Source organism: Pseudalkalibacillus decolorationis, from assembly GCF_024609785.1.
GTDB classification, from domain to species: Bacteria; Bacillota; Bacilli; order Bacillales; family Fictibacillaceae; genus Pseudalkalibacillus; species Pseudalkalibacillus decolorationis.
Genome location: NZ_JANHJQ010000005.1, coordinates 1 through 26,852, shown reverse-complemented (window position 1 = coordinate 26,852; position 26,852 = coordinate 1). Strand labels below are relative to the sequence as shown.

31 protein-coding genes are annotated in these 26,852 nt (G+C 40.5%); 30 read left to right on the top strand and 1 reads right to left on the bottom strand.

All coding sequences use genetic code 11. The features are described 5' to 3' along the window. Positions 1-230 precede the first annotated feature (230 nt). The 5 genes from NON16_RS06020 (at position 231) to rpsA (ending at position 3,872) form a co-directional block, all read left to right on the top strand. Positions 231-887, top strand: a complete 657-nt coding sequence (locus tag NON16_RS06020; RefSeq protein WP_257347732.1) for a flagellar brake protein — start codon at positions 231-233, stop codon at positions 885-887. A gap of 117 nt (positions 888-1,004) precedes the next feature. Continuing rightward, positions 1,005-1,217 carry a YpfB family protein gene (locus tag NON16_RS06015; protein WP_257347731.1) on the top strand — a complete coding sequence of 71 codons (213 nt, stop codon included), beginning with the start codon at positions 1,005-1,007 and terminating at the stop codon, positions 1,215-1,217. 91 nt (positions 1,218-1,308) lie between these two features. After that, entirely contained in the window at positions 1,309-1,986 is a 678-nt protein-coding gene (gene cmk, locus NON16_RS06010) for a (d)CMP kinase (RefSeq protein ID WP_257347730.1), read from the top strand. A 6-nt stretch (positions 1,987-1,992) separates the two neighbouring features. After that, the gene (locus NON16_RS06005) at positions 1,993-2,580 is read left to right on the top strand and encodes a lysophospholipid acyltransferase family protein (protein ID WP_257348058.1); all 588 of its coding nucleotides are present in this window, start codon (positions 1,993-1,995) and stop codon (positions 2,578-2,580) included. 140 nt (positions 2,581-2,720) lie between these two features. Beyond that, on the top strand, positions 2,721-3,872 hold the full coding sequence (rpsA, locus tag NON16_RS06000) for a 30S ribosomal protein S1 (protein ID WP_257347729.1): 1,152 nt from the start codon (positions 2,721-2,723) through the stop codon (positions 3,870-3,872). A gap of 236 nt (positions 3,873-4,108) precedes the next feature. Here rpsA and NON16_RS05995 read toward each other — a convergent pair whose 3' ends face one another. After that, a complete protein-coding gene (locus NON16_RS05995; protein ID WP_257347725.1) occupies positions 4,109-4,237 on the bottom strand; it encodes a YpzI family protein in 129 nt (42 codons plus the stop codon). Positions 4,238-4,539: 302 nt separating this feature from the next. Between NON16_RS05995 and NON16_RS05990 the strand changes: the two genes are divergently transcribed. The 25 genes from NON16_RS05990 (at position 4,540) to hisC (ending at position 26,599) form a co-directional block, all read left to right on the top strand. Further along, positions 4,540-5,148 (top strand): YphA family membrane protein, encoded by a 609-nt coding sequence (locus NON16_RS05990; protein ID WP_257347723.1) that lies wholly within the window; start codon positions 4,540-4,542, stop codon positions 5,146-5,148. Between the two features lie 158 nt (positions 5,149-5,306). Beyond that, positions 5,307-6,620 carry a ribosome biogenesis GTPase Der gene (gene der, locus NON16_RS05985; protein WP_257347722.1) on the top strand — a complete coding sequence of 438 codons (1,314 nt, stop codon included), beginning with the start codon at positions 5,307-5,309 and terminating at the stop codon, positions 6,618-6,620. Positions 6,621-6,629: 9 nt separating this feature from the next. Beyond that, positions 6,630-7,235 (top strand): glycerol-3-phosphate 1-O-acyltransferase PlsY, encoded by a 606-nt coding sequence (plsY, locus tag NON16_RS05980; protein WP_257347718.1) that lies wholly within the window; start codon positions 6,630-6,632, stop codon positions 7,233-7,235. Then, positions 7,235-8,293: an NAD(P)H-dependent glycerol-3-phosphate dehydrogenase gene (locus NON16_RS05975; RefSeq protein ID WP_257347717.1), complete on the top strand. Its 1,059-nt coding sequence runs from the start codon at positions 7,235-7,237 to the stop codon at positions 8,291-8,293. The genes plsY and NON16_RS05975 overlap by 1 nt, the downstream gene beginning before the upstream one ends. A 62-nt stretch (positions 8,294-8,355) precedes the next feature. Further along, positions 8,356-8,613, top strand: a complete 258-nt coding sequence (locus NON16_RS05970; RefSeq protein ID WP_257347716.1) for a stage VI sporulation protein F — start codon at positions 8,356-8,358, stop codon at positions 8,611-8,613. 221 nt (positions 8,614-8,834) lie between these two features. After that, complete coding sequence (locus NON16_RS05965) at positions 8,835-9,035, top strand: DUF2768 domain-containing protein (protein WP_257347715.1); 201 nt, start codon at positions 8,835-8,837, stop codon at positions 9,033-9,035. 21 nt (positions 9,036-9,056) lie between these two features. Next, positions 9,057-9,770, top strand: a complete 714-nt coding sequence (locus NON16_RS05960) for a hypothetical protein (protein ID WP_257347714.1) — start codon at positions 9,057-9,059, stop codon at positions 9,768-9,770. 256 nt (positions 9,771-10,026) lie between these two features. After that, positions 10,027-11,505 carry a stage IV sporulation protein A gene (gene spoIVA, locus NON16_RS05955; protein ID WP_257347713.1) on the top strand — a complete coding sequence of 493 codons (1,479 nt, stop codon included), beginning with the start codon at positions 10,027-10,029 and terminating at the stop codon, positions 11,503-11,505. Positions 11,506-11,848: 343 nt separating this feature from the next. Beyond that, the gene (locus NON16_RS05950; protein WP_257347712.1) at positions 11,849-12,121 is read left to right on the top strand and encodes an HU family DNA-binding protein; all 273 of its coding nucleotides are present in this window, start codon (positions 11,849-11,851) and stop codon (positions 12,119-12,121) included. Positions 12,122-12,451: 330 nt separating this feature from the next. Beyond that, a complete protein-coding gene (folE, locus tag NON16_RS05945) occupies positions 12,452-13,009 on the top strand; it encodes a GTP cyclohydrolase I FolE (protein WP_257347710.1) in 558 nt (185 codons plus the stop codon). A gap of 19 nt (positions 13,010-13,028) precedes the next feature. Further along, on the top strand, positions 13,029-13,250 hold the full coding sequence (mtrB, locus tag NON16_RS05940; protein ID WP_257347708.1) for a trp RNA-binding attenuation protein MtrB: 222 nt from the start codon (positions 13,029-13,031) through the stop codon (positions 13,248-13,250). Positions 13,251-13,454: 204 nt separating this feature from the next. After that, positions 13,455-14,270, top strand: coding sequence for a heptaprenyl diphosphate synthase component 1 (locus tag NON16_RS05935; RefSeq protein ID WP_257347706.1), 816 nt, complete (start codon positions 13,455-13,457; stop codon positions 14,268-14,270). 4 nt (positions 14,271-14,274) lie between these two features. Next, positions 14,275-14,985 (top strand): demethylmenaquinone methyltransferase, encoded by a 711-nt coding sequence (gene menG / locus NON16_RS05930; RefSeq protein WP_257347703.1) that lies wholly within the window; start codon positions 14,275-14,277, stop codon positions 14,983-14,985. Positions 14,986-15,176: 191 nt separating this feature from the next. After that, a complete protein-coding gene (gene hepT / locus NON16_RS05925; protein WP_257347702.1) occupies positions 15,177-16,145 on the top strand; it encodes a heptaprenyl diphosphate synthase component II in 969 nt (322 codons plus the stop codon). Between the two features lie 101 nt (positions 16,146-16,246). After that, positions 16,247-16,690 carry a nucleoside-diphosphate kinase gene (ndk, locus tag NON16_RS05920; protein ID WP_257347701.1) on the top strand — a complete coding sequence of 148 codons (444 nt, stop codon included), beginning with the start codon at positions 16,247-16,249 and terminating at the stop codon, positions 16,688-16,690. A gap of 288 nt (positions 16,691-16,978) precedes the next feature. Continuing rightward, positions 16,979-17,758, top strand: a complete 780-nt coding sequence (locus NON16_RS05915; protein ID WP_257348057.1) for a CheR family methyltransferase — start codon at positions 16,979-16,981, stop codon at positions 17,756-17,758. Between the two features lie 89 nt (positions 17,759-17,847). Beyond that, positions 17,848-19,020, top strand: coding sequence for a chorismate synthase (gene aroC, locus NON16_RS05910; protein WP_257347700.1), 1,173 nt, complete (start codon positions 17,848-17,850; stop codon positions 19,018-19,020). Position 19,021: 1 nt separating this feature from the next. After that, positions 19,022-20,107 (top strand): 3-dehydroquinate synthase, encoded by a 1,086-nt coding sequence (aroB, locus tag NON16_RS05905; protein WP_257347698.1) that lies wholly within the window; start codon positions 19,022-19,024, stop codon positions 20,105-20,107. Positions 20,108-20,378: 271 nt separating this feature from the next. Then, positions 20,379-20,885, top strand: a complete 507-nt coding sequence (locus NON16_RS05900) for a hypothetical protein (protein ID WP_257347697.1) — start codon at positions 20,379-20,381, stop codon at positions 20,883-20,885. A 70-nt stretch (positions 20,886-20,955) separates the two neighbouring features. Then, a complete protein-coding gene (gene trpD / locus NON16_RS05895; RefSeq protein WP_257347695.1) occupies positions 20,956-21,978 on the top strand; it encodes an anthranilate phosphoribosyltransferase in 1,023 nt (340 codons plus the stop codon). After that, positions 21,971-22,738, top strand: a complete 768-nt coding sequence (gene trpC, locus NON16_RS05890; protein WP_257348056.1) for an indole-3-glycerol phosphate synthase TrpC — start codon at positions 21,971-21,973, stop codon at positions 22,736-22,738. The genes trpD and trpC overlap by 8 nt, the downstream gene beginning before the upstream one ends. Further along, positions 22,735-23,394, top strand: a complete 660-nt coding sequence (locus tag NON16_RS05885) for a phosphoribosylanthranilate isomerase (protein WP_257347693.1) — start codon at positions 22,735-22,737, stop codon at positions 23,392-23,394. The genes trpC and NON16_RS05885 overlap by 4 nt, the downstream gene beginning before the upstream one ends. After that, the gene (gene trpB / locus NON16_RS05880) at positions 23,372-24,583 is read left to right on the top strand and encodes a tryptophan synthase subunit beta (RefSeq protein ID WP_257347690.1); all 1,212 of its coding nucleotides are present in this window, start codon (positions 23,372-23,374) and stop codon (positions 24,581-24,583) included. Before NON16_RS05885 ends, trpB begins: the two co-directional genes overlap by 23 nt. Continuing rightward, a complete protein-coding gene (gene trpA, locus NON16_RS05875; RefSeq protein ID WP_257347684.1) occupies positions 24,570-25,388 on the top strand; it encodes a tryptophan synthase subunit alpha in 819 nt (272 codons plus the stop codon). Before trpB ends, trpA begins: the two co-directional genes overlap by 14 nt. A 107-nt stretch (positions 25,389-25,495) precedes the next feature. Further along, positions 25,496-26,599 carry a histidinol-phosphate transaminase gene (hisC, locus tag NON16_RS05870; protein ID WP_257347683.1) on the top strand — a complete coding sequence of 368 codons (1,104 nt, stop codon included), beginning with the start codon at positions 25,496-25,498 and terminating at the stop codon, positions 26,597-26,599. Positions 26,600-26,852 lie beyond the last annotated feature (253 nt).

Below are 26,852 nucleotides of genomic sequence, written 5' to 3'. Positions count from 1 at the left end.
ATTTCGCTTTTCCTTTTTTTATGAGTAAAGAAAGTATAAAAATTTGCTGCATAGAAGCGATGTCTAGCTGCAGCGCCCAGGTGTTCGAGGTCGCTTCGATTCTTCCACAAACACAAAAAGCGTGTTATGTTACAGAATCTCCAGCGCTTGTCACACCTGAACAGGGCACTTCCGCTTTTCATATTTCAATGAGATAATATACCTAGAATATTGAAGGTGGTGTCAAGGAAATGCTTTCAATCGGTGAAACACTCTTTTTAGATATCCAACAAGGAAAAGAGCTGACCCAATATAAATGTAAAGTCGAACAGGTAACAAATGATCATATTTACATAACCTATCCAACCAACTTACATACGAATAAAACAGAATTTTTTAAGGTAGGGACGTTTTTTGAAGCACAATATACAACTAAAGAGAAAGAGACTTATGCATTTCGGACAGAATTAATCGACCGATTAAAGGAACATATACCATTATTAAAAATAAGCTTACCACAGAGTGATCAAATTGAAAAAATTCAAAGAAGGGCTTATGTACGGGTCGATTCTTCAATTGATGTTGCTGTACATTCTGTATCCGACAAGTTTCAACCTTTCAAAGCATTAACCTCTGATATTAGTGCTGGCGGGTGTGCAATCATTTTACCAGAAAATCATCCATTACAAGAAAATTCCGATGTTGAATGCTGGATTGTACTTCCTATAAAAACCGAATACCAATATTTGCGACAAAAAGCAAAAGTCATTCGAATTCTGGAAGGGAATAACGGGGAAAGAAACAAAGCAACTTTACACTTTATTGATGTAACAGAGGAAGATAGACGATCTATTTTACGATTTTGTTTTGAAGAACAGTTGTTACTCAAAAAGAAAGGCTTATTATAGAGAGATTTACTTATATCCGCCTTTTTTTTTGGTCAAGCTAATAAGAGGTTGTTCAAAAAGTCTGTCCTCCTTTTTGAACACGCAATATAAGTGATCATGTAAAAAGGTGGCATATTTATGAAGAAGGTTGAGCGGATATGGATAAAGGTAGTTATTGTTCAGGGTGTATTCCTATTAGTTGCTCAATGGGTAATCACCCACAAGGATTGGGCTTTCTATTTAAATCGAGTTTACGAATATGAAGGAATCATGTCTGAGGAAAGAGGAGACACAGTAGAAACGATAGACCGGTCAAACCTACTGTGGTATGATGAAATGGGAAAAAAATAGAATGCTTGGTCCTTTAAATAGGGGCCAAGTTTTCTTTATACGATAAAAAAGTATAAGAGCGTCAAGAATGTAGAACGATTCAGGAGGAATTATGGGTAAGTTGATGACAATTGCAATTGATGGTCCGGCTGGAGCTGGAAAGAGTACAGTCGCTAAAATGGTAGCGGATCGATTATCGTATGTATATATAGATACAGGGGCTATGTACCGTGCAATCACTTTTAAAGCACTTGAACAAAATATAGATATTACGAGCGGTAGTAAGCTTGAAGAGATGATCCAACATACAAAGATAGAACTTTGTAAAGTCGAGTGTGAACAAAAGGTTTTATTAGATGGAAGAGATGTTACAGAAGCCATTCGTTTAGCGAAGGTGACAAATAATGTATCAGAAGTCGCTCGTCACTTAGAAGTAAGGTTTGAATTGGTTGAAAGACAAAGAGAATTAAGTCGAGAACAACCAGTTGTTATGGATGGACGGGATATCGGCACACATGTCCTTCCCAATGCACAGGTTAAGATCTTTATGGTTGCCTCTGTCGAGGAACGTGCGAAAAGACGGCACGAAGAAAACGTTACAAAAGGCATTCCTTCTAACTTGGATCAAATAAAAAAGGAAATTGAACAACGTGACCTACTTGATTCGAATCGTGAGGTATCTCCGCTGAGAAAGGCTGAAGATGCAATCGAGCTCGATACGACTGCAATGTCAATTTCAGAGGTTGTTACTGCAATCATGGAAATTGTACACCACAAAGAAAGGGTTTGATGATTGGTGAATCTTTATGCGTTTGGTCGTTCGTTGTTCAGCGGCATTTTTGCTGTAGGTTACCGCATAAAGGTAATCGGTAAAGATAATGTTCCAAAAGATAGCGGTGTTCTCATTTGCGCCAATCACATTAGTAATTTAGACCCGCCGCTCGTTGGATCAACTGCAAATAACCGTAATGTACATTTTATGGCTAAATCTGAATTGTTTGATATGCCTGTTCTTAAATATGTATTGCCAAGAGTCCATGCCTTTCCGGTCCGTAGAGGAATGAGTGATAAACAAGCACTTAGAAATGGACTTCAGCTTCTTAGAGACGGTGAAGTAGTAGGTCTATTCCCTGAGGGATCGAGGAACAAAACCGGAGTAGTAGGTGAGGGGCTTGCAGGTGCCGGCTTTTTTGCGTTAAAAACAGATGCAAAAGTAGTACCATGCGCGATCATTGGACCATTTAAAGTGTTCAATGAGATTAAGATTGTATATGGAGAAGCAATTGATCTGACAGAATTTAAGGAACGTAAAGCTTCTGCTAGGGAGGCAACCCTTAAAATCATGGAAGAAATTCAAAAGCTCTACGATGCGAATAAGTCGTAAAAACGAGGCCAAGTTACTTGACAAATACCTGTATTTATAAGAAGTTAGAGGAAAGGAATTTGAATATTGTTACATACTCTTCCACAATAGTGGAGGGTCCACATATTTTCTTTGCATAGAGACTTAAGGAGGTAAAGCCAATGGCTGATGAAATGAACCAAGAGTTATCTGAGATTAAACCTTTGGAAACAGGTGATGCAGTAGATGGTACTGTTACAAAGGTCGAGGAGAAGCACGCCTTAATCGATGCAGGATATAAAATGGATGGCATCCTGCCCATCAGTGAGCTGTCCAGCTTACATGTGGAAAAAGTAAGTGATATTTTGTCTGAAGGAGATACATTAACCTTAAAGGTTATTAAACTTACAGAAGACGAATTAGTATTGTCAAAACGAGCTGTAACTGCTGAAAAAGCATGGTCTGAGCTTAAAGAAACAAAAGAAGCAAACAAAACGTTTGAAGTTGAAATTGCAGACGTTGTAAAAGGCGGTCTTGTAGTTGATCTTGGCGTAAGGGGCTTTATTCCTGCTTCACTTGTTGAACGTCACTTTGTCGAAGACTTTTCATCGTACAAAGGTCAAACACTAGATGTGAAAATTGTTGAACTTGACGAAGAAAATAACAAGTTAATCCTCTCTCATCGTGCAGTCCTAGAAGAAGAGGAGGATTCCAAAAAGCAAGAAGTACTTCATTCGTTGGAATCTGGTCAAATATTAGAAGGAACTGTGCAACGCTTAACTGACTTCGGTGCATTTGTTGATATCGGTGGAATTGATGGTCTTGTTCATATTTCGCAACTAGCACATCATCGTGTGGAGACACCTTCTGAAGTTGTGAATGAAGGGGATAATGTAAAGGTAAAAGTACTTTCTGTTGACCGTGATAACGAACGAATTTCGCTTTCTATTAAGGAAACATTACCGGGTCCTTGGGATAACGTTGGTGAATCCTTGAAAAAGGGACAGGTAGTTGAAGGAACAGTAAAACGTCTCGTTTCTTTCGGAGCTTTCGTAGAAGTTGCTGCAGGAGTTGAAGGTCTCGTTCATATTTCAGAAATCGCTAATCGCCATATTGGTACTCCTAGTGAGGTCTTGTCTCAAGGTGACGTGGTTAATGTGAAGGTCCTTGAGATCAACCCTTCTGAAAAACGTATTTCTTTAAGTATTAGAGCTACTCTTGAAGAAGAGAATCGTCCATCTAAAATTGATCCGGAATATAGCAAAGACACAGATGGAAACAGTGGCTTTTCTCTTGGAGATATGATAGGAGATCAGCTTAAAAAATATAAGTAAGCATCCTTCTTTGATTTGTCAGGCGAACGTAAAATGCGTTCGCCTTTTCTAGTGAGTAAAGAAAGTATAAAAGTTTGCGGCATGGATGAAATGTCCAGCTTCAGCGCCCAACCACTTGGATCACTTCAGGCCTCCTGCGGCGGCAACAGCCTCCTCGTCGGTCTTCCAGTGACCTTCGTGGCTAAGCAGGGCGCTTGCGCTTTTCTTATACACTCTTTATGAATATTCCCGAATATTTATCTTCGGTTTTCTTTACGAGCTTCTTCCGGTGTATCGAGCCGTGTAGAACCCGGATAATGCTGGTCTCTGTCTGATTCAACTCTTTTTGTTTGTTTAAGCTTTTTTTCCTGGCGATCTTTTCCCACAATGCTCACCTCTTTACATTTAGTTTAACAAGTATAGAGTGGCTTTATACGTATGTTTAAATTCCCATAAACAAATCTATACTGCTAATAGAAGTTGTTCAAAAAGTCCGGTAAAAATAGCTATCGAATTTCTTCGTTGCTCGGTCTCTTTGGTCCTCACGTATTAATAGCATACGCTTCCGGTCCTCAAGACTTTTCGCGCCTCGAACTTCTCTGCTCTTTTTATCCTCCTTTTTGAACACGTACTAGTAGGTGTTGTTTTGAACATGCACTAGTAAGCATTGTAGAGGTGGGAGTTTAAAATGGATGGATCTTATTTTTATTGGTTTTTATGGATTGGCTGGGTGATTACGACATTTATTATGAAGAAATCAGCAGAGCGGTTTTGGCTGTCACTCCTACTGCTTTTAGTAATTATCCTTTCAACTACAACTTTGCATATTGAGGCACATGCCATGAATGCAGCTTTTTTACTGGTTGGGCTAATCAGTTATCTCTTTATTGGTAAATACAAGATTCTTACGATTGGAACCTCGATATTTTTCAGCTTTCTCGTATCATTTGTTTATATCGGTATTCATTTACTCATTATCTACGATCCAATTTGGATTCTCATTGATCGCGTATACCTTATCTCTATCCCGATAGCTGCACTTGTTCTTACAATTAGTAAACCATTAGATCTCAGGCTATCAATTGTTTTATCTGGAGTGTTTCATGGAGAACTGGGTTACTCCATTTTTATGAATGGGTTCGCACCTGGATACATAATTGGATCTATAGATGTACTTGATATCATTGCGATCTCTTGTATGAGTATATTGATTTGGTGGGGAATTGAAACGATGTTATCTATCGCAAAACAACGGATAGATCGACCGATTAGCCATCTGAAGGGAAAGGCACAATAACCTTTAAAGAGTATGTACATTTATATTGTGTTGTTGTGAGACCACCTGTTTTTTGCTAAAATAAATGAGCACTTACGGTAAACACTGCAAACTCTGGCAGATTAGATATACATAATTATGCAGTAGGATGGTTTGCGTATAAAAAGGGACGTGATGATATGCAGAAACCGGTTGTAGCGGTTGTAGGAAGACCGAACGTAGGAAAGTCTACCATTTTTAACCGGGTTATTGGTGACAGACTGGCTATCGTGGAAGATAAACCAGGTGTAACAAGAGATCGGATTTATAGTTCAGCCGAATGGTTAAACAGGGAATTTAATGTAATCGACACTGGGGGTATTGATCTCGGTGATGAGCCACTGTTAAAACAGATGAGAGAGCAGGCAGAAATTGCGATTGATGAGGCGGATGTCATCGTATTTATGGTGAATGGACGAGAAGGAATTACGGCAGCTGATGAAGAAGTTGCTCAAATTTTGTTTCGTTCAAAAAAGCCAATTGTCCTTGCTGTTAATAAAATCGATAACCCAGAACGTATGAATGATGTGTATGAGTTCTATTCTCTTGGTTTTGGAGAGCCAATTGGTATCTCAGGTTCACACGGACTTGGACTTGGGGACTTACTAGATGCAGTAATTAAGCATTTTCCTAAAGAGACAGAAGAGGATTATGACGACACAACTATAAAGTTCTCGTTGATTGGACGCCCGAACGTCGGAAAGTCTTCGCTCGTCAATTCAATTTTAGGTAAAGACCGTGCAATTGTCAGTGATATTGCTGGGACTACTAGAGATGCGATTGATGCATCGTTTACAAGAGATGGTCAGGATTACGTCATCATCGATACAGCTGGTATGCGTAAAAAAGGAAAAGTGTACGAGACTACAGAAAAATACAGTGTTTTACGTGCTCTTAAAGCGATTGACCGCTCTGATGTCGTGCTTGTTGTATTAAATGCTGAAGAAGGCATTATCGAACAGGATAAAAAAATAGCCGGTTACGCTCATGAAGCCGGACGAGCAGTCATTATGGTTGTAAACAAATGGGATGCAATTGAGAAAGACGATAAAACATTGTCTGAATTTGAACAAAAAATTCGAGATCATTTCTTGTTCCTTGATTATGCTCCAATCGTCTTCGTCTCTGCTAAAACGAAGCAGCGTTTACACACGTTAACTCCTGTTATTGACGCTGTTGCTGAAAATCATAGTATGCGCGTGAAAACAAATGTCTTAAATGACGTAATTATGGATGCGGTTATGATGAACCCGACTCCTACTGATAAAGGGAAACGGTTAAAAATTAATTATGTGACCCAGGTCGCAGCCAAGCCGCCTGCCTTTGTATTGTTTGTAAATGACCCAGAGCTCCTGCATTTTTCCTATAAACGGTTTATTGAAAACCGGATACGTGAAGCGTTTGGTTTTACTGGAACACCGATACGTATCATTGCACGAAGAAAAAATGACTAGGGGGAAGTTATGAACGTTTTACTTGTCATTGCTATTGGTTATTTGATTGGATCAATCAGCTTTAGTTATATTATTGCTAAAAAGATAAAGAAAATCGATATTCGAACACAGGGTAGCGGAAATGCTGGAGCAACGAACACGTTACGATTACTTGGGTGGGGTCCTGCTGTTGCTGTCCTTTTGCTAGATGCGTCTAAAGGTATAGGTGCAGTTTTGATAAGTAACATGCTTGGCGTTCAGGGCTGGGTTGCTTTCCTAGCTGGTTTATTTGCGATTGTTGGTCACAATTGGCCGATTTATTACGGTTTTAGAGGTGGGAAGGGTGTCGCAACAACAATTGGAGTATTTGCAATCCTTGTTTTTATTCCTACCTTAATTTCAGGAATAGCAGCCATTGTAACAATTGTTTTAACGAGGTATGTATCACTTGGATCACTCGTGTTCATGATCCTTGCACCAATATTGACAGCTGTATTTGGCGGTTATGGTCTAACCTATTTAGGGCTTGCTTTGGCTATGAGTTTATTGTCGATTTGGAGACATCGAACAAACATATACCGATTGTTTACAGGAACGGAGAATAAAATTGGACAACGAAAGGAAGTGTCAGGCTGATGAAAAAGGTTGCAGTAATTGGTGCTGGTAGCTGGGGTACTGCTCTTGCTATCGTTTTGGCCGACAATGAGATTGACGTCCGTTTATGGGCAAGACGTACAGAACAAGTTGAGGAAATCAATCTTCAGCATGCAAACTCCAAATATTTGCCTGAAATTAAACTGCCAGAAAGTATTATTGCGACATCGGACCTAAAGGAAGCTGTATCGAACACTGATACAATTATCCTTGTAACACCAACAAAAGCGATGCGTGAAATATTAAAAAGTTTGAAAGATAAATTGGAGAATCCAGTAACAATTGTTCATGCGAGCAAAGGCATTGAACCAGATTCACTTTTACGAGTGTCAGAAGTTATTGAGGAAGTAATACCCGAATCGCTTCGTAAGGCGGTTGTTGTTCTGTCAGGACCGAGTCATGCGGAAGAGGTCAGCTTACGACAGCCTACAACCGTTACTGTCTCCTCGAAAGACTTAAGCTCTGCTGAGCACGTTCAGGATTTGTTCATTAATTCAAATTTCAGGGTGTATACGAGTCCTGATATACTCGGTGTGGAATTAGGCGGCGCACTTAAAAATATCATTGCTCTAGGTGCAGGACTTTCAGACGGACTAGGTTATGGGGACAATGCAAAGGCGGCTCTTATTACTCGCGGACTTGCTGAAATATCCCGTCTAGGGACATTTATGGGTGCAAAGCCGTTAACCTTCGCGGGGTTATCTGGAATCGGTGATCTCATTGTCACATGTACGAGTGTACATAGTCGGAACTGGCGTGCGGGTAATCTGCTTGGTAAAGGGCATACCCTAGAAGAAGTACTTGAGAATATGGGGATGGTTGTTGAAGGGGTACGCACGACAAAGGCAGCCCATCAGCTTGCCCAAAAAGAAGGTGTAGAGATGCCAATCGCAAATGAACTGTATGAGGTGCTTTTCCATTCAAAATCACCAAAAGAAGCTGTTGACTCTTTAATGAAACGAAGCAAGACACATGAAGGAGAAGATCTGCAATCCTTGACTTCAGATCGGTATGCGTTAGACGAAAAAAACCAGCATTAAAGCACACGAAGTCAATCCTCTTGCATAGTATATGGTGAATGTTACGTGTGAGGAGGACTTTGATGGACAGAAATAACTTTATGGATGACATTGAAAAGAAAACCGGTGTAAACAAAACGGATATCTTTAAATTGGCTGACTCCGTACAAAATGCCAATTTACAAGATGAAAAGACAATTCGTCAGTTGATAGCTCAAGTATCTCGACTAGCTGGTATTCCGGTATCCAAGGAAAAGGAAGAACAGATCGTTAATCAGATTATAAATAAAAACATCCCTCTGGACATGACCTCGATCGCGAAAATGTTCAAACAGAAATAATTCACGGGATTTAGGCGATTGAGCGATACAGTATCTATAAATCTTGCATAAACTAACATGGAATGGAGATTTTTGAGCTGCTGTAGGGAACGGTTATTTAGTCGTGCTGAAGAAAGGCGCCCCTTTTCTTCAGCTTTTTGTATGTATTCTTAAAAAATTGTACATATGGAAATCGTGCAGAAGTGTGCTATAATATAACCCGATATTGAGGAGGAATCGTTATGTCCGAGGGATTAATTAAAATGTGGATTGCGCTATCAGCGATCGGGTTAATGTTTATCGCTGTAATGGCTATTTCGTTCAGTCGCTTGAAATTGAACGGGTTCATTAAACGTATTGTAGCTGTATTTGCGTATACATGTATGATAACTGCAGGATTATTAATTATGTATGTTGTATTTAGCGGGCCAGTACCAGAATAGACTTCAAAAATAGGTGATACGATGAAACGATTATTACTCTCCATGTTAATAACCGGATTGACAGTCGTGTTGACGGGGTGCTTATATCCTGACGAGCGACTCGAAAAAAACCGGATTCCATATGAAGACCAACTTCAATCTGTAGAGGAAGCGGTCATAAACTTTCGTAAAGATACAGGTGTTTTACCAATTGAGAACAGAGACATGAAAACCTCTATTTATATTAAATATCCAATAGATTTCGGAAAATTAATCCCTCGTTATTTACCAGAACCGCCTGGGAACTCTTTTCAAAATGGAGGTGTTTTTCAATATGTTCTTATCGATGTTGAGAAAGACCCGAAAGTTAAGCTTGTTGACCTAGAGACAGTTGAAAAAGTAAAGGATTATCGGATGAAAATCCGTCTGTATTTAGAAAAGCACGATTTTGTTCCTTTTGAAGATGTACTGGCAAATAAGCGATACACACTCAACTATACAAAGCTAGGGTATGAAGAACAACCGTTCGTTAAGAGTCCGTTCACTGGTAACAATCTACCTTTAATTGTAGATGAACAAAATCATGTCTACATAGATTATTCGATGGATCTGTACCAGGCGTTGCAAAATACAAGTCACGATTATCAAAAAGGAGACGATATTCGTGATATTCTCATGAAAGACTCAATGTTTGTTCCCGCATTTTCTGTGCCTTATACTGTTAAAAACGGTGAACCGGTTTTTTTAATACGTTAAGAATTCTTAATAAAATAGGCATGTTCCCTCCCTTCTACCAATAAAGTATAGAAAGGGGAGGGATTTTTTCCGTGTTAAGACTTTTTTCGTATCCGAATCAGAATCCTTTAGGCCATCCCTTAATGGACGAAGGCTTGGATTAACCAAGTTTTATTATGTCTATGATATGAGAAACAGTCATATTCTTTGGACAACATCATAGATATATATTGTCTAAGATTACCCAAACACTACTCAGGAATGGGGAGGGGAACGAATGGAAAAAGTAGATATCTTTAAGGATATCGCGGAACGGACGGGTGGCGATATTTATTTAGGTGTAGTGGGGGCCGTTCGAACCGGTAAATCTACGTTCATCAAAAAGTTCATGGAACTTGTTGTACTTCCGAACATTGACAATGAATCAGATAAGGCCCGTGCACAGGATGAATTGCCTCAAAGTTCTGCAGGTAAAACCATTATGACAACGGAGCCTAAGTTTGTACCAAACAATGCGGTAAGTATTAAAGTGGACGATGGGCTGGATGTCAACGTGAGGTTAGTGGATAGTGTTGGTTACGCTGTACCAGGTGCAAAAGGTTATGAGGATGAAGATGGACCTCGTATGATTCATACACCATGGTATGAAGAACCAATTCCATTTCATGAAGCTGCGGAAATTGGTACAAGGAAAGTTATCCAAGAACACTCGACACTTGGAGTTGTTGTTACAACAGATGGCTCAATTGGAGAAATTCCGCGTTATGATTATGTGGAGTCCGAGGCACGAGTTGTTGATGAACTTAAAGAGGTGGGTAAACCATTCATTATGGTAATCAACTCTGTTCATCCACATCATCCGGAAACGGAAAAACTTCGTAGAGATTTATCTGAAAAGCATGATATACCTGTGCTTTCCTTAAGTGTTGAAAGCATGACAGAACATGATATTAACAACGTATTGCGAGAAGTGTTGTTTGAATTCCCTGTACTCGAAGTGAATGTTAACCTACCAAGCTGGGTTATGGTTCTAAACAACGAACATTGGCTTAGACAAAGCTATGAGGAATCTGTTCGTGATACAGTTAGGGATATTAAAAGGCTAAGAGATGTTGATCGTGTTGTCGGTAACTTCACAGACTTCGAGTTTATTGATGAGGCACGATTAGCTGGAATTGAGATGGGGCAAGGTATCGCAGAGATTGACCTCTATGCACCAGATGATCTCTATGATCAAATACTAAAAGAGGTTGTAGGGGTTGAAATCAGGGGCAAAGATCACCTGTTACAGCTTATGCAGGAGTTCTCTCATGCAAAAGCCGAATATGATCAAATTGCTGATGCTTTACGGATGGTAAAACAGACGGGATATGGAATTGCTGCACCTGCACTTAGTGATATGAGTCTGGATGAACCAGAAATTATTCGCCAGGGATCACGATTCGGTGTTCGGTTGAAAGCAGTCGCCCCTTCCATCCATATGATTAAAGTCGATGTTGAATCTGAATTCGCACCGATTATCGGTACAGAGAAACAAAGCGAGGAGTTAGTTCGATACCTTATGCAAGACTTTGAGGACGATCCGCTTTCAATCTGGAACTCAGATATCTTTGGAAGATCCCTCAACTCAATCGTTCGAGAAGGTATTCAGGCGAAACTATCACTAATGCCTGAGAATGCTAGGTATAAACTAAAGGAAACGCTTGAACGAATTATCAACGAAGGATCGGGCGGCTTAATCGCAATCATTCTATAAGAGGATGTTTAAACGTCTACTTAATAATTGGGACTCCACCGCGGAGTCTTTTTTGTTTGCACATTTAAGCGGGTTCAGCCATAATGAAAAAACAGATAGAAGAGGTTGTTCGAAAAGTCGGGTAAAATATCTGTCGAATTTCTTCTTTGTTGATCTCTAATGTTTATAATTTACAGTGATTAAACAAATCTCCGTAAAAAACATTGAATTTACGTTCAATATCGTTTAATATAAGGCTTGTCAACGTATTCATAATGTTAGTTCTTAGCATAATTGGTTATAATGTGTAAGGAATTTCCAAACGCTTTAACAAGGTATAACCCTTTGAGAGGAGGTGAATCGTATGAATAAGACAGATCTTATCAATTCTGTATCTGAGCAAACTCAACTTTCCAAAAAGGACGTATCTAAAACAGTTGATGCTGTATTCGAAGCGATCGAAGGCACATTGAAAAGTGGAGACAAGGTTCAACTAATCGGATTCGGTAACTTCGAAGTTCGCGAACGTGCTGCACGTAAAGGCCGTAACCCGCAAACAGGTGAGGAAATCGAAATCGCTGCGAGCAAGGTTCCTGCTTTTAAACCAGGTAAAGCCCTTAAAGACGCTGTAAAGTAATACTTACATAGGGCCTTGAAGGAAGAGTCGGTAGTATCCGGCTCTTCTTTTTGCGTTTAGGAGAAGGACGCTTCCGCTTTTCTGTCTAGCTCCAGCGCCCAGGTGCTCGAGATCGCTTCGATTCTTCCACAAACACAAAAAGCGTGTTATGTTGCAGAATCACCAGCGCTTTCACTCTCAAGCATAAGGGCAACTAAGGCAACCGCTTTCGCACTGCTCGGCGCTGGCCAAGTTTTCTTTATCGCACCTGAACAGGGCGCTTCCGCTTTTCTTATAGAGCGTGGTATGCTATTATCTGTGTGATAACGCTAACTATGGAGGGACCTATAAATGGACCACAAAAAAATAGAAACTGCTGTAAAAATGATCTTAGAAGCGATCGGTGAGGATCCTGAACGTGAAGGGTTGTTAGATACTCCGAAACGTGTAGCAAGAATGTATGAAGAAGTATTCCAGGGATTGAATCAAGATCCATCAGAACACTTTCAAACGATTTTTGGTGAGGATCACGAAGAGCTTGTGCTTGTAAAGGATATTCCATTTTACTCTATGTGTGAACACCATCTCGTACCATTCTTCGGAAAAGCACACATTGCATACATCCCAAAGGGCGGAAAGGTGACAGGACTTAGCAAGCTTGCTCGAGCGGTAGAAGCAGTTGCAAGAAGACCACAGTTGCAGGAACGTATTACCTCTACAATTGCAGAATCACTTCGGGATTCCCTTGCTCCTCATGGCGTAATGGTCATTATTGAGGCTGAACACATGTGCATGACGATGAGAGGGGTTAAGAAGTCGGGGTCGAAAACGATCACATCCGCAGTTAGAGGAATCTTTGAGAACGATCAAGCTGCTAGGGCTGAAGTAATGAGCTTAATTAAATCATAAGGATAGGTGGTAATAAAAGATGTCGACAGAGAATGAATTTTTTGTGATCAAAGCCAAAGAAAACGGTGTGAACGTCATCGGTTTAACACGTGGCACTGACACACGGTTTCATCATTCAGAGAAATTGGATAAAGGTGAAGTCATGATCGCACAATTTACTGAGCATACTTCAGCTGTGAAAGTAAGGGGAAAAGCTGTTATTCAAACACGCCACGGTGAGATAGCAACAGACAAGGATTAGATGAGTAACTGAGGAAGATGATAAGGTTGTTTTATACGTCCTAATACGATCGTAAGAAGCCTACTATTTTTCCTCTCGTACATAATTTCTACTATTTAAACACTACATTGATAACCTATATTGTGCCGAATGAACAATACCTATTTATGATATAATAAGGATGCCTTAATAGGTTACATCGAATTGGTGGGGGCCCAGAGCAGAATGAAGAACAACGATACGAGTCGAATCATTACAACTTTAATGAATAAGATCAATAAACGACTGCAACACCCATACTTGATGCTTTTCATCGAAGATCCAGTTATCGATGAAGATAAACTTCTTTTAATCCACATCATGCTTAATGAGAAGGATTTGAGTGAAGAAGAACGAGAACAGTATGCGGTATCCACAATGCTTGTGCAAATCGCCCTTGATACCCATGAGAAAGTGACCCTCCATGATGTAATAGAAGATGCCGATGTAAAGAATAGACAGCTTACAGTATTAGCCGGAGACTATTATAGCAGTTGGTATTATCACTTACTGTCAGAGATTAAAGACCTTTCGATGATTCGCACACTTGCACAGGCGATTCAGGAAATTAATGAAAATAAAATGCAATTTTATAAAAATAAACAACAATCGATTGAGAAATCGATGGAAAACCTTCATCGCATTGAATCAACGATACTTCTAAAAACAGCTGATCATCTTCATCTTCCTCTGTGGAAGGGGATCGCCGATGAGTTTTTATTTATGAAAAGACTATTAAATGAACGGACAAGCATAATGAATAATGATTTCACACCGATGGCTAAGAAAATTTCCCATCAGCTTACTCGTTCAAAGTCAAACTGGAATGGGATCAAGCAACAAATTCTAGAAATAGTAGACGGGTATCTCTTTCATTCTAAGAACCGTTTAGAAAAACTTTGGTCAGAAGAGCCTGTAATGTATGGGTTATTGGATCAAAAGATGAAACAATACATCGACAGATCAGGGCTTCGTATGGAGAGATATGTGGAAGAAGGGTAAAGGTATGCAACCTAATACGAAAGAACAGCGTGTCCATCAAGTATTCGAATCCATCTATAAAAACTACGATACGATGAATTCTATCATCAGTTTCCAACGTCATATCGCTTGGCGAAAAGATACGATGAAGAGAATGAATGTTCAATCTGGATCAATCAGTCTAGATGTTTGTTGCGGTACAGCTGATTGGACAATTGCAATGGCAAAAACGGTCGGTTCGAGTGGAAAGGCATATGGCTTGGATTTTAGTGAGAATATGTTGAAAATTGGACAAGAGAAAGTACAAAAGCATCAGCTTTCTAACGTTACCCTTGTGCATGGAAACGCGATGGAACTTCCGTTCGATACCGATTCGTTCGATTATGTCACGATTGGGTTTGGATTAAGAAATGTTCCTAATCTTAAACAAGTGTTACGGGAAATGTATCGTGTTGTCAAACCGGGCGGAAAGGTCGTCTGTTTAGAAACATCTCAACCAACGATTCCTGTCTTCCGCCAATTTTATTCCGGCTATTTTCGTTACGTAATGCCCCTGTTAGGGAGGATGTTTGCGAAAAGCTACCACGAATATTCGTGGCTTCAAGAATCAGCTAAAGACTTTCCAGGAAGAGATGAGTTAGCGAAACGGTTTCGGGAAGCTGGCTTTGTAGATGTACAGATAAAGGCTTATTCTGGGGGAGTAGCTGCCACTCATATCGGAAACAAGCCTAAATAAGGTTGTTCAAAAAGTCCGGTAAAAATAACTGTCGAATTTCTTCGTTGTTCGATCTCTCCGGTCCTCACGTATTAATAGCATACGTTCTGGTCCTCGAGATTTTCACGCCTCGAACTTCTCGGTTCTTTTTATCCTCCTTTTTGAACACTCACTAATAGGAAAAGCTTTAATGATAGGGTCAGGGTGAAATTATGAAATTAACAACAATCTACTCGCATTTACGCAACGATCTTTCAATGGTCGAAAAGGATTTAGAACGAACGATTGAAGCACAACATTCCATTTTGCAAGAAGCGTCTAGTCAACTTCTGAAAGCAGGGGGGAAGCGAATTCGCCCAGTTTTTGTTTTGTTATCTGCTCAATTTGGGCAATATGATATTGACCGTGTGAAGCGTGCTGCAGTTGCTTTGGAATTAATACATATGGCTTCCCTCGTGCATGATGATGTAATTGATGATGCATCACTTCGCCGAGGCAAACCAACGATTAAAGCGCAATGGGATAATCGAGTGGCCATGTATACAGGAGATTATATCTTTGCAAGATCGATTGAATACATCACTTATTTGAATAATACAAAAGCACACAGGGTACTTTCTGAAGCGATTGTTGAGATGAGCCTTGGTGAAATTGAGCAAATTAGGGATCAATATAACCTTGAACAGAATGTGCGAAATTATTTACGACGAATTAAACGAAAAACAGCACTATTGATTTCCGTAAGTTGTGAGCTTGGTGCACTTGCCTCCGATACAGACGAATATACCCTCTCACACTTGAAACGTTTTGGTTATTATGTTGGGATGGCCTTTCAGATAACCGATGACATCCTTGATTTTACTGGTACAGAAAAGCAGTTGGGTAAGCCTGCAGGCGGTGATCTCCAGCAAGGTAACATCACCTTACCTGTATTTTTTGCAATGAAAGATCCGATGTTTACTAAACAATTGGCACAAGCGTGTAAAAATCAACCAATAGGTCGTGAAGCTGTTAATGGTTTAATCCGCAATATTCATAACAATGATTCAATTGAAAAGTCAAAATGGGTTGCTGATCGCTATCTACAGAAAGCTTACGATGCATTAGAACCTTTACCGAACAGCCGCTCCAAAAAAGCTTTGCTGCAAATTGCTGAATATATTGGCAACCGAGATAACTGAGAATGTTGTGAAAACGGTTAAAGTTTGGTAAAATCGATTTCGGATAGGTAGACGAACTCGAATGTCCGAAAAAATTCATACATAGAATGGGAGAGCTTTACATGGAAAAAACGTTTCTAATGGTAAAACCCGACGGTGTTCAACGTAACTTAATCGGTGAAATTGTTAATCGTTTTGAAAAGAAAGGCTTTAAACTAGCAGGCGGAAAACTAATGGTGATCAGCGAAGATCTCGCTCAAAATCATTATGGTGAACATAAAGAGCGTCCTTTCTTTGGAGAACTTGTAAGCTTTATTACTTCTGGACCTGTTTTTGCAATGGTTTGGGAAGGTGAAAATGTAATCGCTACAGCTCGTAACATGATGGGGAAAACAAACCCTGTAGACGCAGCACCAGGGACAATCCGCGGTGATTACGGCGTACAAGTAAGCCAAAACATTATTCATGGTTCTGACTCACCTGAAAGTGCTGAGCGTGAAATTAGCTTGTTCTTTAATGAGGAAGAGCTTGTTACTTATGATAAATCTATAGATAAGTGGGTATAATTCTTTGAATGAAGTTCTAGTAAAGACTTTTTGAACTAGCATAATTTGTGAGGCTGGCTTAAGCGGATGATTCCGTTTGAGCCAGTTTTTTTGACATGTTAAGAAAGTATAAAAATACTTTCTATAGTATAAGCGCAACTAAGGCTCAGCCGGCGCCAAAGGCTTGGCTTTACCAAGTTTTCTTTACATATCTTTGCCTTTTTCGCAATAAACATAGAGACAAGTAACCCGATATAAAAAATGAATGAAAGAATAGGGGTTTTTAACGTGAAAATAGAGGAGCATAAAATGGATCAGGATTATCTTTTTTTTACAACACAAATAAAAAATCAAACAGGCATCGACTTAAGCTTGTATAAAGAAGCACAAATGAAACGTCGTTTAACCTCATTACGAGATAAAAAGGGGTATGCTAGCTTCCGAGATTATTTTGGGGACATGCAAACAAAGAATGAATTAGTAGATGAACTTTTGGAGCGGATGACGATCAATGTATCTGAGTTCTACAGAAATCCATCGCGGTGGGAGGTTCTTGAAACAAAATTGCTGCCAAAGTTACTCCAATCAAAAAAAACAATTAATGCTTGGAGCGCTGCTTGCTCAACAGGTGAGGAACCTTATACTCTATCTATGATCTTGGAAGGACTACTACCTAAAGAAAATTACTCGATTCAAGCTACTGATATTGATGAACTAGCATTAAAGCGGGCAGAACTTGGTTATTATTTAGAACGGGCTCTCCAAGAGGTTCCGAATGAGAATAAGGAAAAATATTTTAAAAAAGATGGTATTGGCTATAAAGTCGAAAATTGTCTAAAAGAAAAAATAACATTTGAGAAACATAACCTTCTCGCTGATTCATACAAAAATACCTTTGACCTTATCATTTGTCGCAATGTATTGATATACTTTACTGAAGAGGCTAAAATACATCTGTATAAAAAATTTAGCAAAGCACTGCGACCAGGTGGAATTTTATACGTTGGGAGTACAGAACAAATTTTTAACCCGAAGCAGTATGGGTTTCAATCTGTCTCGACTTTCTTCTATGAGAAGATGTCCATATAGATACCGATTCAGCGACTTTGGAACTCCTATTGAGAAGTTCCATTTGTAAACTAGGCTGACAGTGTGAATAAGGTGAAGGGGTTATTGCAATGCGTTATTTAACGGCTGGAGAATCACATGGACCACAACTTACAACAATTATTGAAGGAGTCCCTTCTAATCTTGAGTTGACTCGGGAAATGATTGACTATGACCTACGACGAAGACAAAAGGGCTATGGCCGAGGGCGGAGAATGCAAATAGAAACAGATACCGTCAATATTGTTGGTGGAGTTCGCCATGGTAAGACAACTGGTGCACCAATCGCATTGACCGTATCTAATAAAGACTGGGAGCACTGGCAGAAAATTATGGGCAGTGACCCAATTTCTGAAGAAGAAGCGGACCAAATGAAACGGGTAATTACGAAACCACGTCCAGGACATGCTGATCTGAATGGTGCAATTAAATACAACCATCAAGATATGAGAAATGTTTTAGAACGTTCGTCTGCTAGAGAAACGACTGTACGAGTAGCTTGTGGAGCGGTGGCCAAAGCGTTTTTAAACCAATTTGGAATTCGTGTCGCAGGCCATGTAGTTGAGATTGGTGGAATTAAAGCAGAGAATCAAAGTTTTCAATCTCTTGTTGAGCTGCAAAAAGTGACGGAAGAATCCTCTGTCCGCTGTTTTGATCGCAATGCAGAGGATAAGATGATAAATGCAATTGACCAGGCGAAAACTAACGGTGACTCGATTGGAGGAGTTGTAGAGGTAATTGTGGAGGGGGTTCCGATTGGTCTTGGAAGTCATGTTCATTACGATCGTAAACTTGATGCAAAAATAGCAGCAGCAATAGTAAGCATCAATGCCTTCAAAGGGGTCGAGTTCGGAATTGGATTTACTGCAGCAGGGAAACCAGGTAGTGAGGTACACGATGAAATTCTTTGGAATGAGCAAGCAGGTTATTACCGAAGAACAAATAACCTCGGTGGTTTTGAAGGTGGGATGACCAATGGAATGCCGATAATTGTTCGGGGTGTGATGAAACCAATCCCTACACTTTACAAACCACTGCAAAGCGTAGATATCAAAACAAAAGAACCATTTTCTGCGAGCATCGAACGGTCTGATAGTTGTGCAGTCCCTTCTGCGAGTGTTGTAGCCGAAGCTGTTGTAGCTTGGGAATTGGCAAAAGCATTGACTGAGAAATTTGGCGATGAATCAATTGACCGCATTAAGTCGAATTTTGATCAATATACCTTATATTCAAGGGAGTTTTAAAGTGAAGTCCGTAGACATCAATACAAAATTCAAGAGATATTCCGTTACCATCGGAGAAGGAGCGTCACAGCTATTACCAGATGTTCTACATAGTAGAAACGTTTCGACGATCTTGATCATAACGGATAGTAACGTCGCTCCTTTATTTTTAGGGCAAGTCAAAAATCTTCTCAACGATTTTATTGTTCATGAATGGGTGATACCAGCTGGGGAAACGAGCAAGTCGCTTCGGGAGTATGAAAAAATAATCACCCATGCATTAAAAAAGAAGCTTGATCGAAAGTCGGTCATAATCGCACTAGGTGGAGGTGTTGTCGGAGACCTAGCAGGTTTTGTGGCTTCAACATTACTACGAGGGGTACCGTTTATTCAAGTACCAACGACCCTTCTTGCCCACGATAGTAGTGTTGGGGGTAAAGTAGGAGTTAACCATACAATCGGGAAAAATTTGATCGGAGCTTTCTATCAACCTGAGGCTGTGCTATACGACTTGGCGTTTATGACAAGCCTGACGCCGAAAGAGTGGCGATCCGGATTTGCAGAAATCCTGAAGGTTTCATTCATTCGGGATAAAGAGCTTTTCGATTATCTTAATGAGAACGTTCTACGACTACCTATTGAGAATAAAACGGTTCTTTCTTATGCTGTTTCAAAAGCCATCGGTATCAAAGGTGCCATTGTGCAAGAAGATGAACACGAATCTGGAGTTCGTGCTTATTTGAACTTTGGACATACGTTAGGACATGCGATTGAAGCTGAAAGTCGATATCAAAACATTGCACACGGTGAAGCAGTCATGATCGGGATGCTGTTTGCGATGCGATTGAGTGAGAAGAGATACGGAAAAGCGTTGATTCCAAAGAACATCGTTCCATGGATCAAAAGCTTAGGTTATTCCATTTGGAACCCAACGCTTGGAAGACCGGAATTATTACTAGAGAAAATGAGACAAGATAAGAAAAATAGAGATCAAACAATTCGAATGGTTTTATATAATGGTTTCGAACAGGTTGCACTTGAGAAAGTATCTGAGCACGATCTGTTGCATGAACTCAATGATTTCAATGTTTGGAGCAAGAATGTGTGAATTTTCTTGACATCTTCATGGATCTTTACTAGTATAAAGTTAAGTTTTTGAGAGCTGAGTAGAGTTAGGATCAGAGTTGAGTTTAATAATGAGCTGAGGCGAGCAATAGGGTTGAGAAATGATAAGAGATAGTCTCCCATGGCCTCTATTTGTCCATGGGAGTTTTTGGTGTTTCAGCCCTTTCTTCAATAACAACCACAAAATTAAACCTCATAGCTTAACCTCAACTCTATCAGATTTTCTCTTTTAACAAAGGGAGTGTGATAGAGCCGTGAAAATCCATACTTTTTTTCAAAAAATTATAAGAAAAGCGGAAGCGCCCTGTTTAGGTGCGACAAGTGCTGGAGATTCTGCAACAGAACACGCCCTTTGTGTTTGTGAAAGAATCGAAGCGACCTCGAGCACCTGGGCGCTGGAGCTAGACATTGTAAGAAAAGTGGAAGCGCCCTGTTTAGGTGCGACAAGCGCTGGAGATTCTGCAACAGAACACGCCCTTTGTGTTTGTGAAAGAATCGAAGTGACCTCGAGCACCTGGGCGCAGGAGCTAGACATTGTAAGAAAAGCGGAAGCGCCCTGTTTAGGTGCGATAAAGAAAACTTGGCCAGCGCCGAGCAGTGCGAAAGCGGTTGCCTTAGTTGCCCTTATGCTTGAGAGTGCAAGCGCTGGAGATTCTGCAACAGAACACGCCCTTTGTGTTTGTGAAAGAATCGAAGCGACCTCGAGCACCTGGGCGCAGGAGCTAGACATTATAAGAAAAGCGGAAAACGTTCCACCATGAACTTCTTTTTTCAATCCAAAGCATGATCTTACAAATAAAATTGGATTTAATGATTGAAAGGAGAAAAATCATGTTTAAACAACTACTGAGTAAAGGAATAGAGGGTGCAACGTACACCGAATCCGAAGCAACGGCACTTATGGACGACATTATGACTGGAGCCGCTACGGAAAGCCAGATTGCAAGTCTATTGACATTGTTGCGGGTACGTGGAGAAACAATTGATGAACTGACTGGTTTTGTTCGTTCGATGAGATTGCATGCGACAAGCTTTTCAACACCATTTGAAGACGTGATTGATACATGTGGAACTGGCGGTGATGGTGCGGGAACATTCAATATTTCGACAGCGGCAGCGATCGTCATGGCATCACTTAATGTAAAAGTGGCGAAGCATGGTAATCGAGCATTTTCATCGAAAAGCGGAAGTGCGGATGTACTTGAGTACTTGAATATTCCGATTCAACTCGGTCAAGAAGAAGCACTGAAGGCACTGAACGAGGTTTCGATGTGTTTCCTTTATGCACCGCAGTATCATAAAGCGATGAAGTATGCCGTTGCACCTCGAAAAGAAATCGGTTTTCGAACCGTGTTTAATATATTAGGCCCACTATGTAATCCTGCCGCCTGTCAACGACAAATGCTTGGTGTTGCCGATCCGGTGTTAGCGGAGAAAATGGCTGTTGTAGCTCAGCGAATTGGAATGGAGAAGGTAATGATCGTGACAGGTAATGATGGACTCGATGAATGCTCCATCACAACAAGTTCAACGATTCTTGAAGTTACACCCGATGCGATTAGAAAAATCATCATTGATCCAACAGAGGTGGACCTTGAAAAAGGAAATCTAAAAGATTTAGCAATTTCAACACCCTCTGAGAGTGCTGATTTAATTAAGAATATCTTCGCTGGCAAAGCAAACCGCTCTGCAAGTGAAATTGTTATCCTAAATGCAGCAGTTGGACTTGTTGCAGCTGGCAAAGTCACTTCGATTAAATCAGGTGTAAAGCTTGCCAAAAATGCAATTAAATCTGGTAAGGTAATGAACCATTACCTTCAAATGGCAAGGGGGGCGCAACGTGTCTATGCTTGATAAGATTTTAGAAGTGAAACGCACGGAGATTGCAAAATTATTGAAGCCTGAGCAAGTCGTTCAACAACAACATCGTTCTCTAATCAATGCTATTAAGAACCGGTCAAGAGAAGTTGCTCTTATTGCTGAAGTGAAAAAGGCTTCACCTTCGAAAGGGATCATTCGAACAGATTTTGAACCCGTTGAAATCGCAAAAGAATATGCGGCAAGTCAAGTTGATGCAATTTCAGTTTTAACCGATCAAACCTTTTTCCAAGGGGATCCCACCTACTTGACAAGGATTAAAGCAGCAGTAAATGTGCCGATTTTACGGAAGGACTTTATTATTGAACCGATTCAGCTCGAAGAAAGTAAAGCAATCGGAGCGGATGCTGTCCTCTTAATCGCAGCCGCTCTTTCAGGTACCAAGGCAAAAGAACTTTACGAGTATGCCCAACATCTAGAACTTGAGGTGCTTGTTGAGGTCCATACTGTTGATGAGCTTGAAAGGGTCCTATCGTGTTTTACACCTGATCTTATCGGTATCAATAACCGTAACCTGGAAACGTTTGAAACGAATCTTGAAAACACATTAAAAATCGCACAGCTTGTACCCAATGATATTCCATTTGTTAGTGAAAGTGGTATCCATACTTCAACGGACGTTCAATTTGTTAAAAAGGCAGGTGCGTCTGCTGTATTAGTTGGAGAATCGTTAATGAAATCAAGACAGATTAGTAGTGCGATAACAGAGCTATTTAGGAAGCAAGCTTCAATATGAGTGCGATAAAGGTGTGTGGGGTCCGGACTGTTGAAGATTATGAGCTTATTGTTCAAGGAGATATCGATTATGTCGGATTTGTTTTTGCCCCAAGTAAAAGGCAAGTAACACCTGAACATATCTGCTCTGTAGTGAGTGATTCTAAGGTTCAATCGAACATCCATCATGTCGCTGTTTTCGTTAACCCGACAATTCAAGAGATCATTCGTGTTTGTAAAATGGTGAAGATTGATGTAATCCAGTTACACGGAAACGAGCAGAACGAATTAATCGACCAAATTCGTGCACAGAAACTGGATATAGAAATTTGGAAAGCGATCCCGCATAGTGAAAATACAAGTGCAATGATGAAGGAATACGCTAGTTTCGTTGATGGATTTGTAATCGATACGAAAATCGACGGGAAAAGCGGTGGTACAGGATGTCGTTTTGATTGGCAATCGATCCCTTCCTACAAAGAGCTTGCGAAGTTATTACAAAAACGATGCTTTATTGCTGGAGGAATTACTCCGGACAATATTTCAGAATGCTTATCGTATGGTCCTGATGGTATTGATTTATCGAGTGGAATAGAAAAAGGTTCTAGTAAAGACCCAACCTTGTTTAATCTTCTTATTGAAAGGATGAGAAACTATGGAAACAACGATTCCGAATGAGAAAAAAGGACGTTTCGGTCAATTTGGGGGACAGTTTGTTCCCGAAACGTTAATGTTCGCTCTTGAAGAGCTAGAAAAAGCATTTAAAGAGGCAATGGAAGATTCCAGTTTTTTGGAAAAACTTGAACACGAACTTGTTGAATACTCTGGGCGTCCTACTCCACTAACATACGCGCAAAATTGTACGGAACAGCTTGGAGGTGCGAGTATTTATTTGAAAAGAGAGGATTTGAATCATACAGGTGCACATAAAATCAACAACGCGATCGGGCAAGTTCTTCTTGCAAAAAGGATGAACAAAACAAAGGTGGTTGCAGAAACTGGTGCTGGTCAACATGGTGTTGCAGTGGCAACCGCGTGTGCAAGATATGGGTTATCCTGTAAGGTTTTCATGGGGGAGGAGGATGTTCACAGACAGTCCTTGAATGTATTTCGGATGCAATTGCTTGGTGCGGAGGTTATCCCTGTAAAGAGTGGGAGCATGACGTTAAAGGATGCGACAAATGAAGCAATCCGTTATTGGGCTGGAGCGGTTCAGGATACATTTTATTGTATCGGTTCCGTTGTTGGTCCTCATCCTTATCCGACAATCGTCCGCGATCTACAACGCATTATCGGTATAGAAACGAGGTCTCAAATGTTGGATCGATTAAATAAACTCCCTGACACAATTATAGCCTGTGTTGGCGGTGGGAGTAATGCGATGGGCATCTTCCATCCATTTCTCGATGACCCGGTAGAGTTGATTGGTGTAGAGGCGGCTGGACTCGGCACGGAAACAGAAAAGCATGCTGCATCTATTACTAAAGGTACCGTTGGAGTGCTTCACGGTTCAATGACCTATTTGATGCAGGATTCCTTTGGACAAATCACTGAACCCTATTCCATATCAGCTGGACTCGATTATCCTGGGGTGGGACCTGAACATGCTCATTTATCGGAGAGTGGTCGTGCTACCTATCATACAATTACTGATGCGGAAGCGATTGAAGCGTTACAATTTCTTTCTGAAAAAGAAGGGATTTTACCCGCGATCGAAAGCGCGCATGCCCTTGCACAGGGATTTAAAGAAGCGGCTTCACGTGGACGAGATGAAACAATCGTTATTTGTTTATCGGGAAGAGGAGATAAGGATGTCTCTACCCTGATTAAAATTATTAAAGGAGGAGAAGAAGATGAATCGGTTTGATTGTATTAAATCTTCGGAAAAACCTTTGTTCATTCCGTTTTTGATGGCGGGCGATCCCACTGAAAAAGATACTATTGATCTCGCTCTTATCTTGCAAGAAGAGGGGGCCGATGTACTCGAAATCGGAATCCCTTATTCCGACCCGCTTGCGGATGGACCTGTGATTCAGGAGGCATCCAAACGTGCTTTTACAAGTGGCATGAACTTAGAGAAGGCTATTCAAATGATTGGAAAGATGCGAGAAGAAGGATTACACATTCCAGTTGTTCTATTTACTTATTACAATCTTTTGCTACAATTAGGACAACAGCATGTGGTCGACTTAATGAATAGATATAGTGTTGATGGAATGCTTGTTCCGGACCTTCCATTTGAAGAAAGTGAGTCCATCCGAAATTTATGTAAAGCACATCATATAAGTTATATCCCGCTTATTGCACCTACGACTTCTCAAGAGCGTTTAGTGAAAATTGCTCAAAGTGCTGAAGGCTTTTTATATTGTGTATCTTCGCTAGGTGTAACAGGAGAACGAAGTGTATTTCACCCGGAGATTCAGCGAATGGTGAAGGAAGCTAGCATGCATTCTGATGTGCCTGTTGCGTTAGGGTTTGGAGTTTCAAGCCCAGAACAATTCAATGAAATAAGTAAACTATGTGATGGGGTAATCATTGGCAGTTCACTAATCCGAAAGGCTGATGAGCTAAGAGCCGGATCAAGTAAGGCAGAAACACAAGATTGGAAGGAATCTTTTAGAAATTTTGTACGTTCTCTCCTATTAGAAGGTGTTCAAAAAGTAAGCAACTGACTCTACCATACCCAAAACCGTATTAGCTCTAGATCGTTCGCCTTTTGAACACACACTTCTTCCTAGGATGGAACCGCTGCACATTTAGGGTTGTGAGGTGTATTAGAATGAAAGCAAAAGAACAAATTTTGACCTTAAAGGCGTATCAACCAGGAAAGCCAATTGAAGAAGTTAAGAAAGAACTTGGTCTGACCTCCGTGATTAAACTAGCTTCGAATGAAAATCCATTTGGATGTGCTCCGGCTGTTAAAGAAGCCGTTATGGATGAGCTTGATCGGGTGTCCATTTACCCCGACGGTTACGCAGCTGAAATTCGTGAGAAACTTTCCCGGCATCTTGGCGTTCAAGCACGGCAAATTTTATTCGGGAATGGATCGGATGAAGTTGTGCAGATGTTTTGTAGGACGTATCTTAGTCCGAGTACAAATACAGTAATGGCAACACCAACCTTTCCTCAATACCGTCATAATTCGGTAATTGAAGGAGCAGAAATCCGGGAGATCCCATTGAATGGGAATGGAGATCATGATCTTGATGAAATGTATAAAGCGATTGATAAGGACACTAAGATTGTTTGGCTTTGTACACCAAACAACCCAACAGGTACGTACATTCCAAAGGACAAGCTTGTTTCTTTCTTAGATTGTGTTCCAAGCGATGTTATCGTAGCTTGTGATGAGGCGTATTGTGAATATGTCGATGCACCAGACTACCCTGACACGATTGAATTACAACGGGAATACCCGAACCTCGTTGTTTTGCGGACGTTTTCAAAAGCATTTGGTCTTGCTTCGTTAAGGATTGGATATGGTGTAGCTCATGAGGACTTAATTCAGGTCGTCGATCCTGTTCGTGAACCCTTCAATACATCTAGAGTTGCCCAAAGAGCGGCTATCACAGCGCTCGATCATCTTGATTACCTTAAGATGTGTAAAGCCCGTAACCGTGAAGGAATGGTTTTGTATGAACAATTTTGTGATCAGCATGGTCTTAGCTATTATCCTTCTCAGGGTAACTTCATTTTAATAGATTTTAAAACGAAACAAGGGGATGAGGTCTTCCAATATTTACTGCGACAAGGTTATATCGTCCGGTCAGGCAACGCACTTGGATTTCCTACCTGTGTCAGAATCACTGTCGGTAGTGAGGAGCAAAACAAAGGGGTAATCGATAGTCTTACAAACTTATTAGTATCAAAGACTGTAGAATAAATAAAAGAATGCTCGAAAAAGGATGACTCGTTATTGGGTCAATCCTTTTTTTCACGTTAAGAAAGTATAGAGCGTCCGAGCATAGGTGATATTCCATAATGGGTGGGAACCCCATCAGGTAAGAACTAGCCATTCACCTGTAGCGAGTCTTGGAGGGTTGGAGGTAACTCCTATCTTTAAGCGTAGACAGCAAGACAGTGGGCCGAAAACCAAATGGCTGAAGGGATGGAGCCCCGAAAACTTATATACGGGA

What these genes read in the sequence shown, in the direction of transcription:
- cmk (WP_257347730.1), top strand. Translation starts at nt 1,309, where the DNA reads ATGGGTAAGTTGATGACAATTGCAATTGATGGTCCGGCTGGAGCTGGA.
- NON16_RS05960 (WP_257347714.1), top strand. Translation starts at nt 9,057, where the DNA reads ATGAAACGATTATTACTCTCCATGTTAATAACCGGATTGACAGTCGTG.
- plsY (WP_257347718.1), top strand. Translation starts at nt 6,630, where the DNA reads ATGAACGTTTTACTTGTCATTGCTATTGGTTATTTGATTGGATCAATC.
- trpA (WP_257347684.1), top strand. Translation starts at nt 24,570, where the DNA reads ATGAATCGGTTTGATTGTATTAAATCTTCGGAAAAACCTTTGTTCATT.
- spoIVA (WP_257347713.1), top strand. Translation starts at nt 10,027, where the DNA reads ATGGAAAAAGTAGATATCTTTAAGGATATCGCGGAACGGACGGGTGGC.
- NON16_RS05885 (WP_257347693.1), top strand. Translation starts at nt 22,735, where the DNA reads ATGAGTGCGATAAAGGTGTGTGGGGTCCGGACTGTTGAAGATTATGAG.
- trpD (WP_257347695.1), top strand. Translation starts at nt 20,956, where the DNA reads ATGTTTAAACAACTACTGAGTAAAGGAATAGAGGGTGCAACGTACACC.
- NON16_RS06015 (WP_257347731.1), top strand. Translation starts at nt 1,005, where the DNA reads ATGAAGAAGGTTGAGCGGATATGGATAAAGGTAGTTATTGTTCAGGGT.
- hisC (WP_257347683.1), top strand. Translation starts at nt 25,496, where the DNA reads ATGAAAGCAAAAGAACAAATTTTGACCTTAAAGGCGTATCAACCAGGA.
- NON16_RS06020 (WP_257347732.1), top strand. Translation starts at nt 231, where the DNA reads ATGCTTTCAATCGGTGAAACACTCTTTTTAGATATCCAACAAGGAAAA.
- NON16_RS05935 (WP_257347706.1), top strand. Translation starts at nt 13,455, where the DNA reads ATGAAGAACAACGATACGAGTCGAATCATTACAACTTTAATGAATAAG.
- NON16_RS05915 (WP_257348057.1), top strand. Translation starts at nt 16,979, where the DNA reads ATGGATCAGGATTATCTTTTTTTTACAACACAAATAAAAAATCAAACA.
- mtrB (WP_257347708.1), top strand. Translation starts at nt 13,029, where the DNA reads ATGTCGACAGAGAATGAATTTTTTGTGATCAAAGCCAAAGAAAACGGT.
- der (WP_257347722.1), top strand. Translation starts at nt 5,307, where the DNA reads ATGCAGAAACCGGTTGTAGCGGTTGTAGGAAGACCGAACGTAGGAAAG.
- folE (WP_257347710.1), top strand. Translation starts at nt 12,452, where the DNA reads ATGGACCACAAAAAAATAGAAACTGCTGTAAAAATGATCTTAGAAGCG.
- NON16_RS05990 (WP_257347723.1), top strand. Translation starts at nt 4,540, where the DNA reads ATGGATGGATCTTATTTTTATTGGTTTTTATGGATTGGCTGGGTGATT.
- rpsA (WP_257347729.1), top strand. Translation starts at nt 2,721, where the DNA reads ATGGCTGATGAAATGAACCAAGAGTTATCTGAGATTAAACCTTTGGAA.
- NON16_RS05950 (WP_257347712.1), top strand. Translation starts at nt 11,849, where the DNA reads ATGAATAAGACAGATCTTATCAATTCTGTATCTGAGCAAACTCAACTT.
- trpC (WP_257348056.1), top strand. Translation starts at nt 21,971, where the DNA reads ATGCTTGATAAGATTTTAGAAGTGAAACGCACGGAGATTGCAAAATTA.
- NON16_RS05970 (WP_257347716.1), top strand. Translation starts at nt 8,356, where the DNA reads ATGGACAGAAATAACTTTATGGATGACATTGAAAAGAAAACCGGTGTA.
- menG (WP_257347703.1), top strand. Translation starts at nt 14,275, where the DNA reads ATGCAACCTAATACGAAAGAACAGCGTGTCCATCAAGTATTCGAATCC.
- hepT (WP_257347702.1), top strand. Translation starts at nt 15,177, where the DNA reads ATGAAATTAACAACAATCTACTCGCATTTACGCAACGATCTTTCAATG.
- aroC (WP_257347700.1), top strand. Translation starts at nt 17,848, where the DNA reads ATGCGTTATTTAACGGCTGGAGAATCACATGGACCACAACTTACAACA.
- trpB (WP_257347690.1), top strand. Translation starts at nt 23,372, where the DNA reads ATGGAAACAACGATTCCGAATGAGAAAAAAGGACGTTTCGGTCAATTT.
- NON16_RS05965 (WP_257347715.1), top strand. Translation starts at nt 8,835, where the DNA reads ATGTCCGAGGGATTAATTAAAATGTGGATTGCGCTATCAGCGATCGGG.
- ndk (WP_257347701.1), top strand. Translation starts at nt 16,247, where the DNA reads ATGGAAAAAACGTTTCTAATGGTAAAACCCGACGGTGTTCAACGTAAC.
- NON16_RS05975 (WP_257347717.1), top strand. Translation starts at nt 7,235, where the DNA reads ATGAAAAAGGTTGCAGTAATTGGTGCTGGTAGCTGGGGTACTGCTCTT.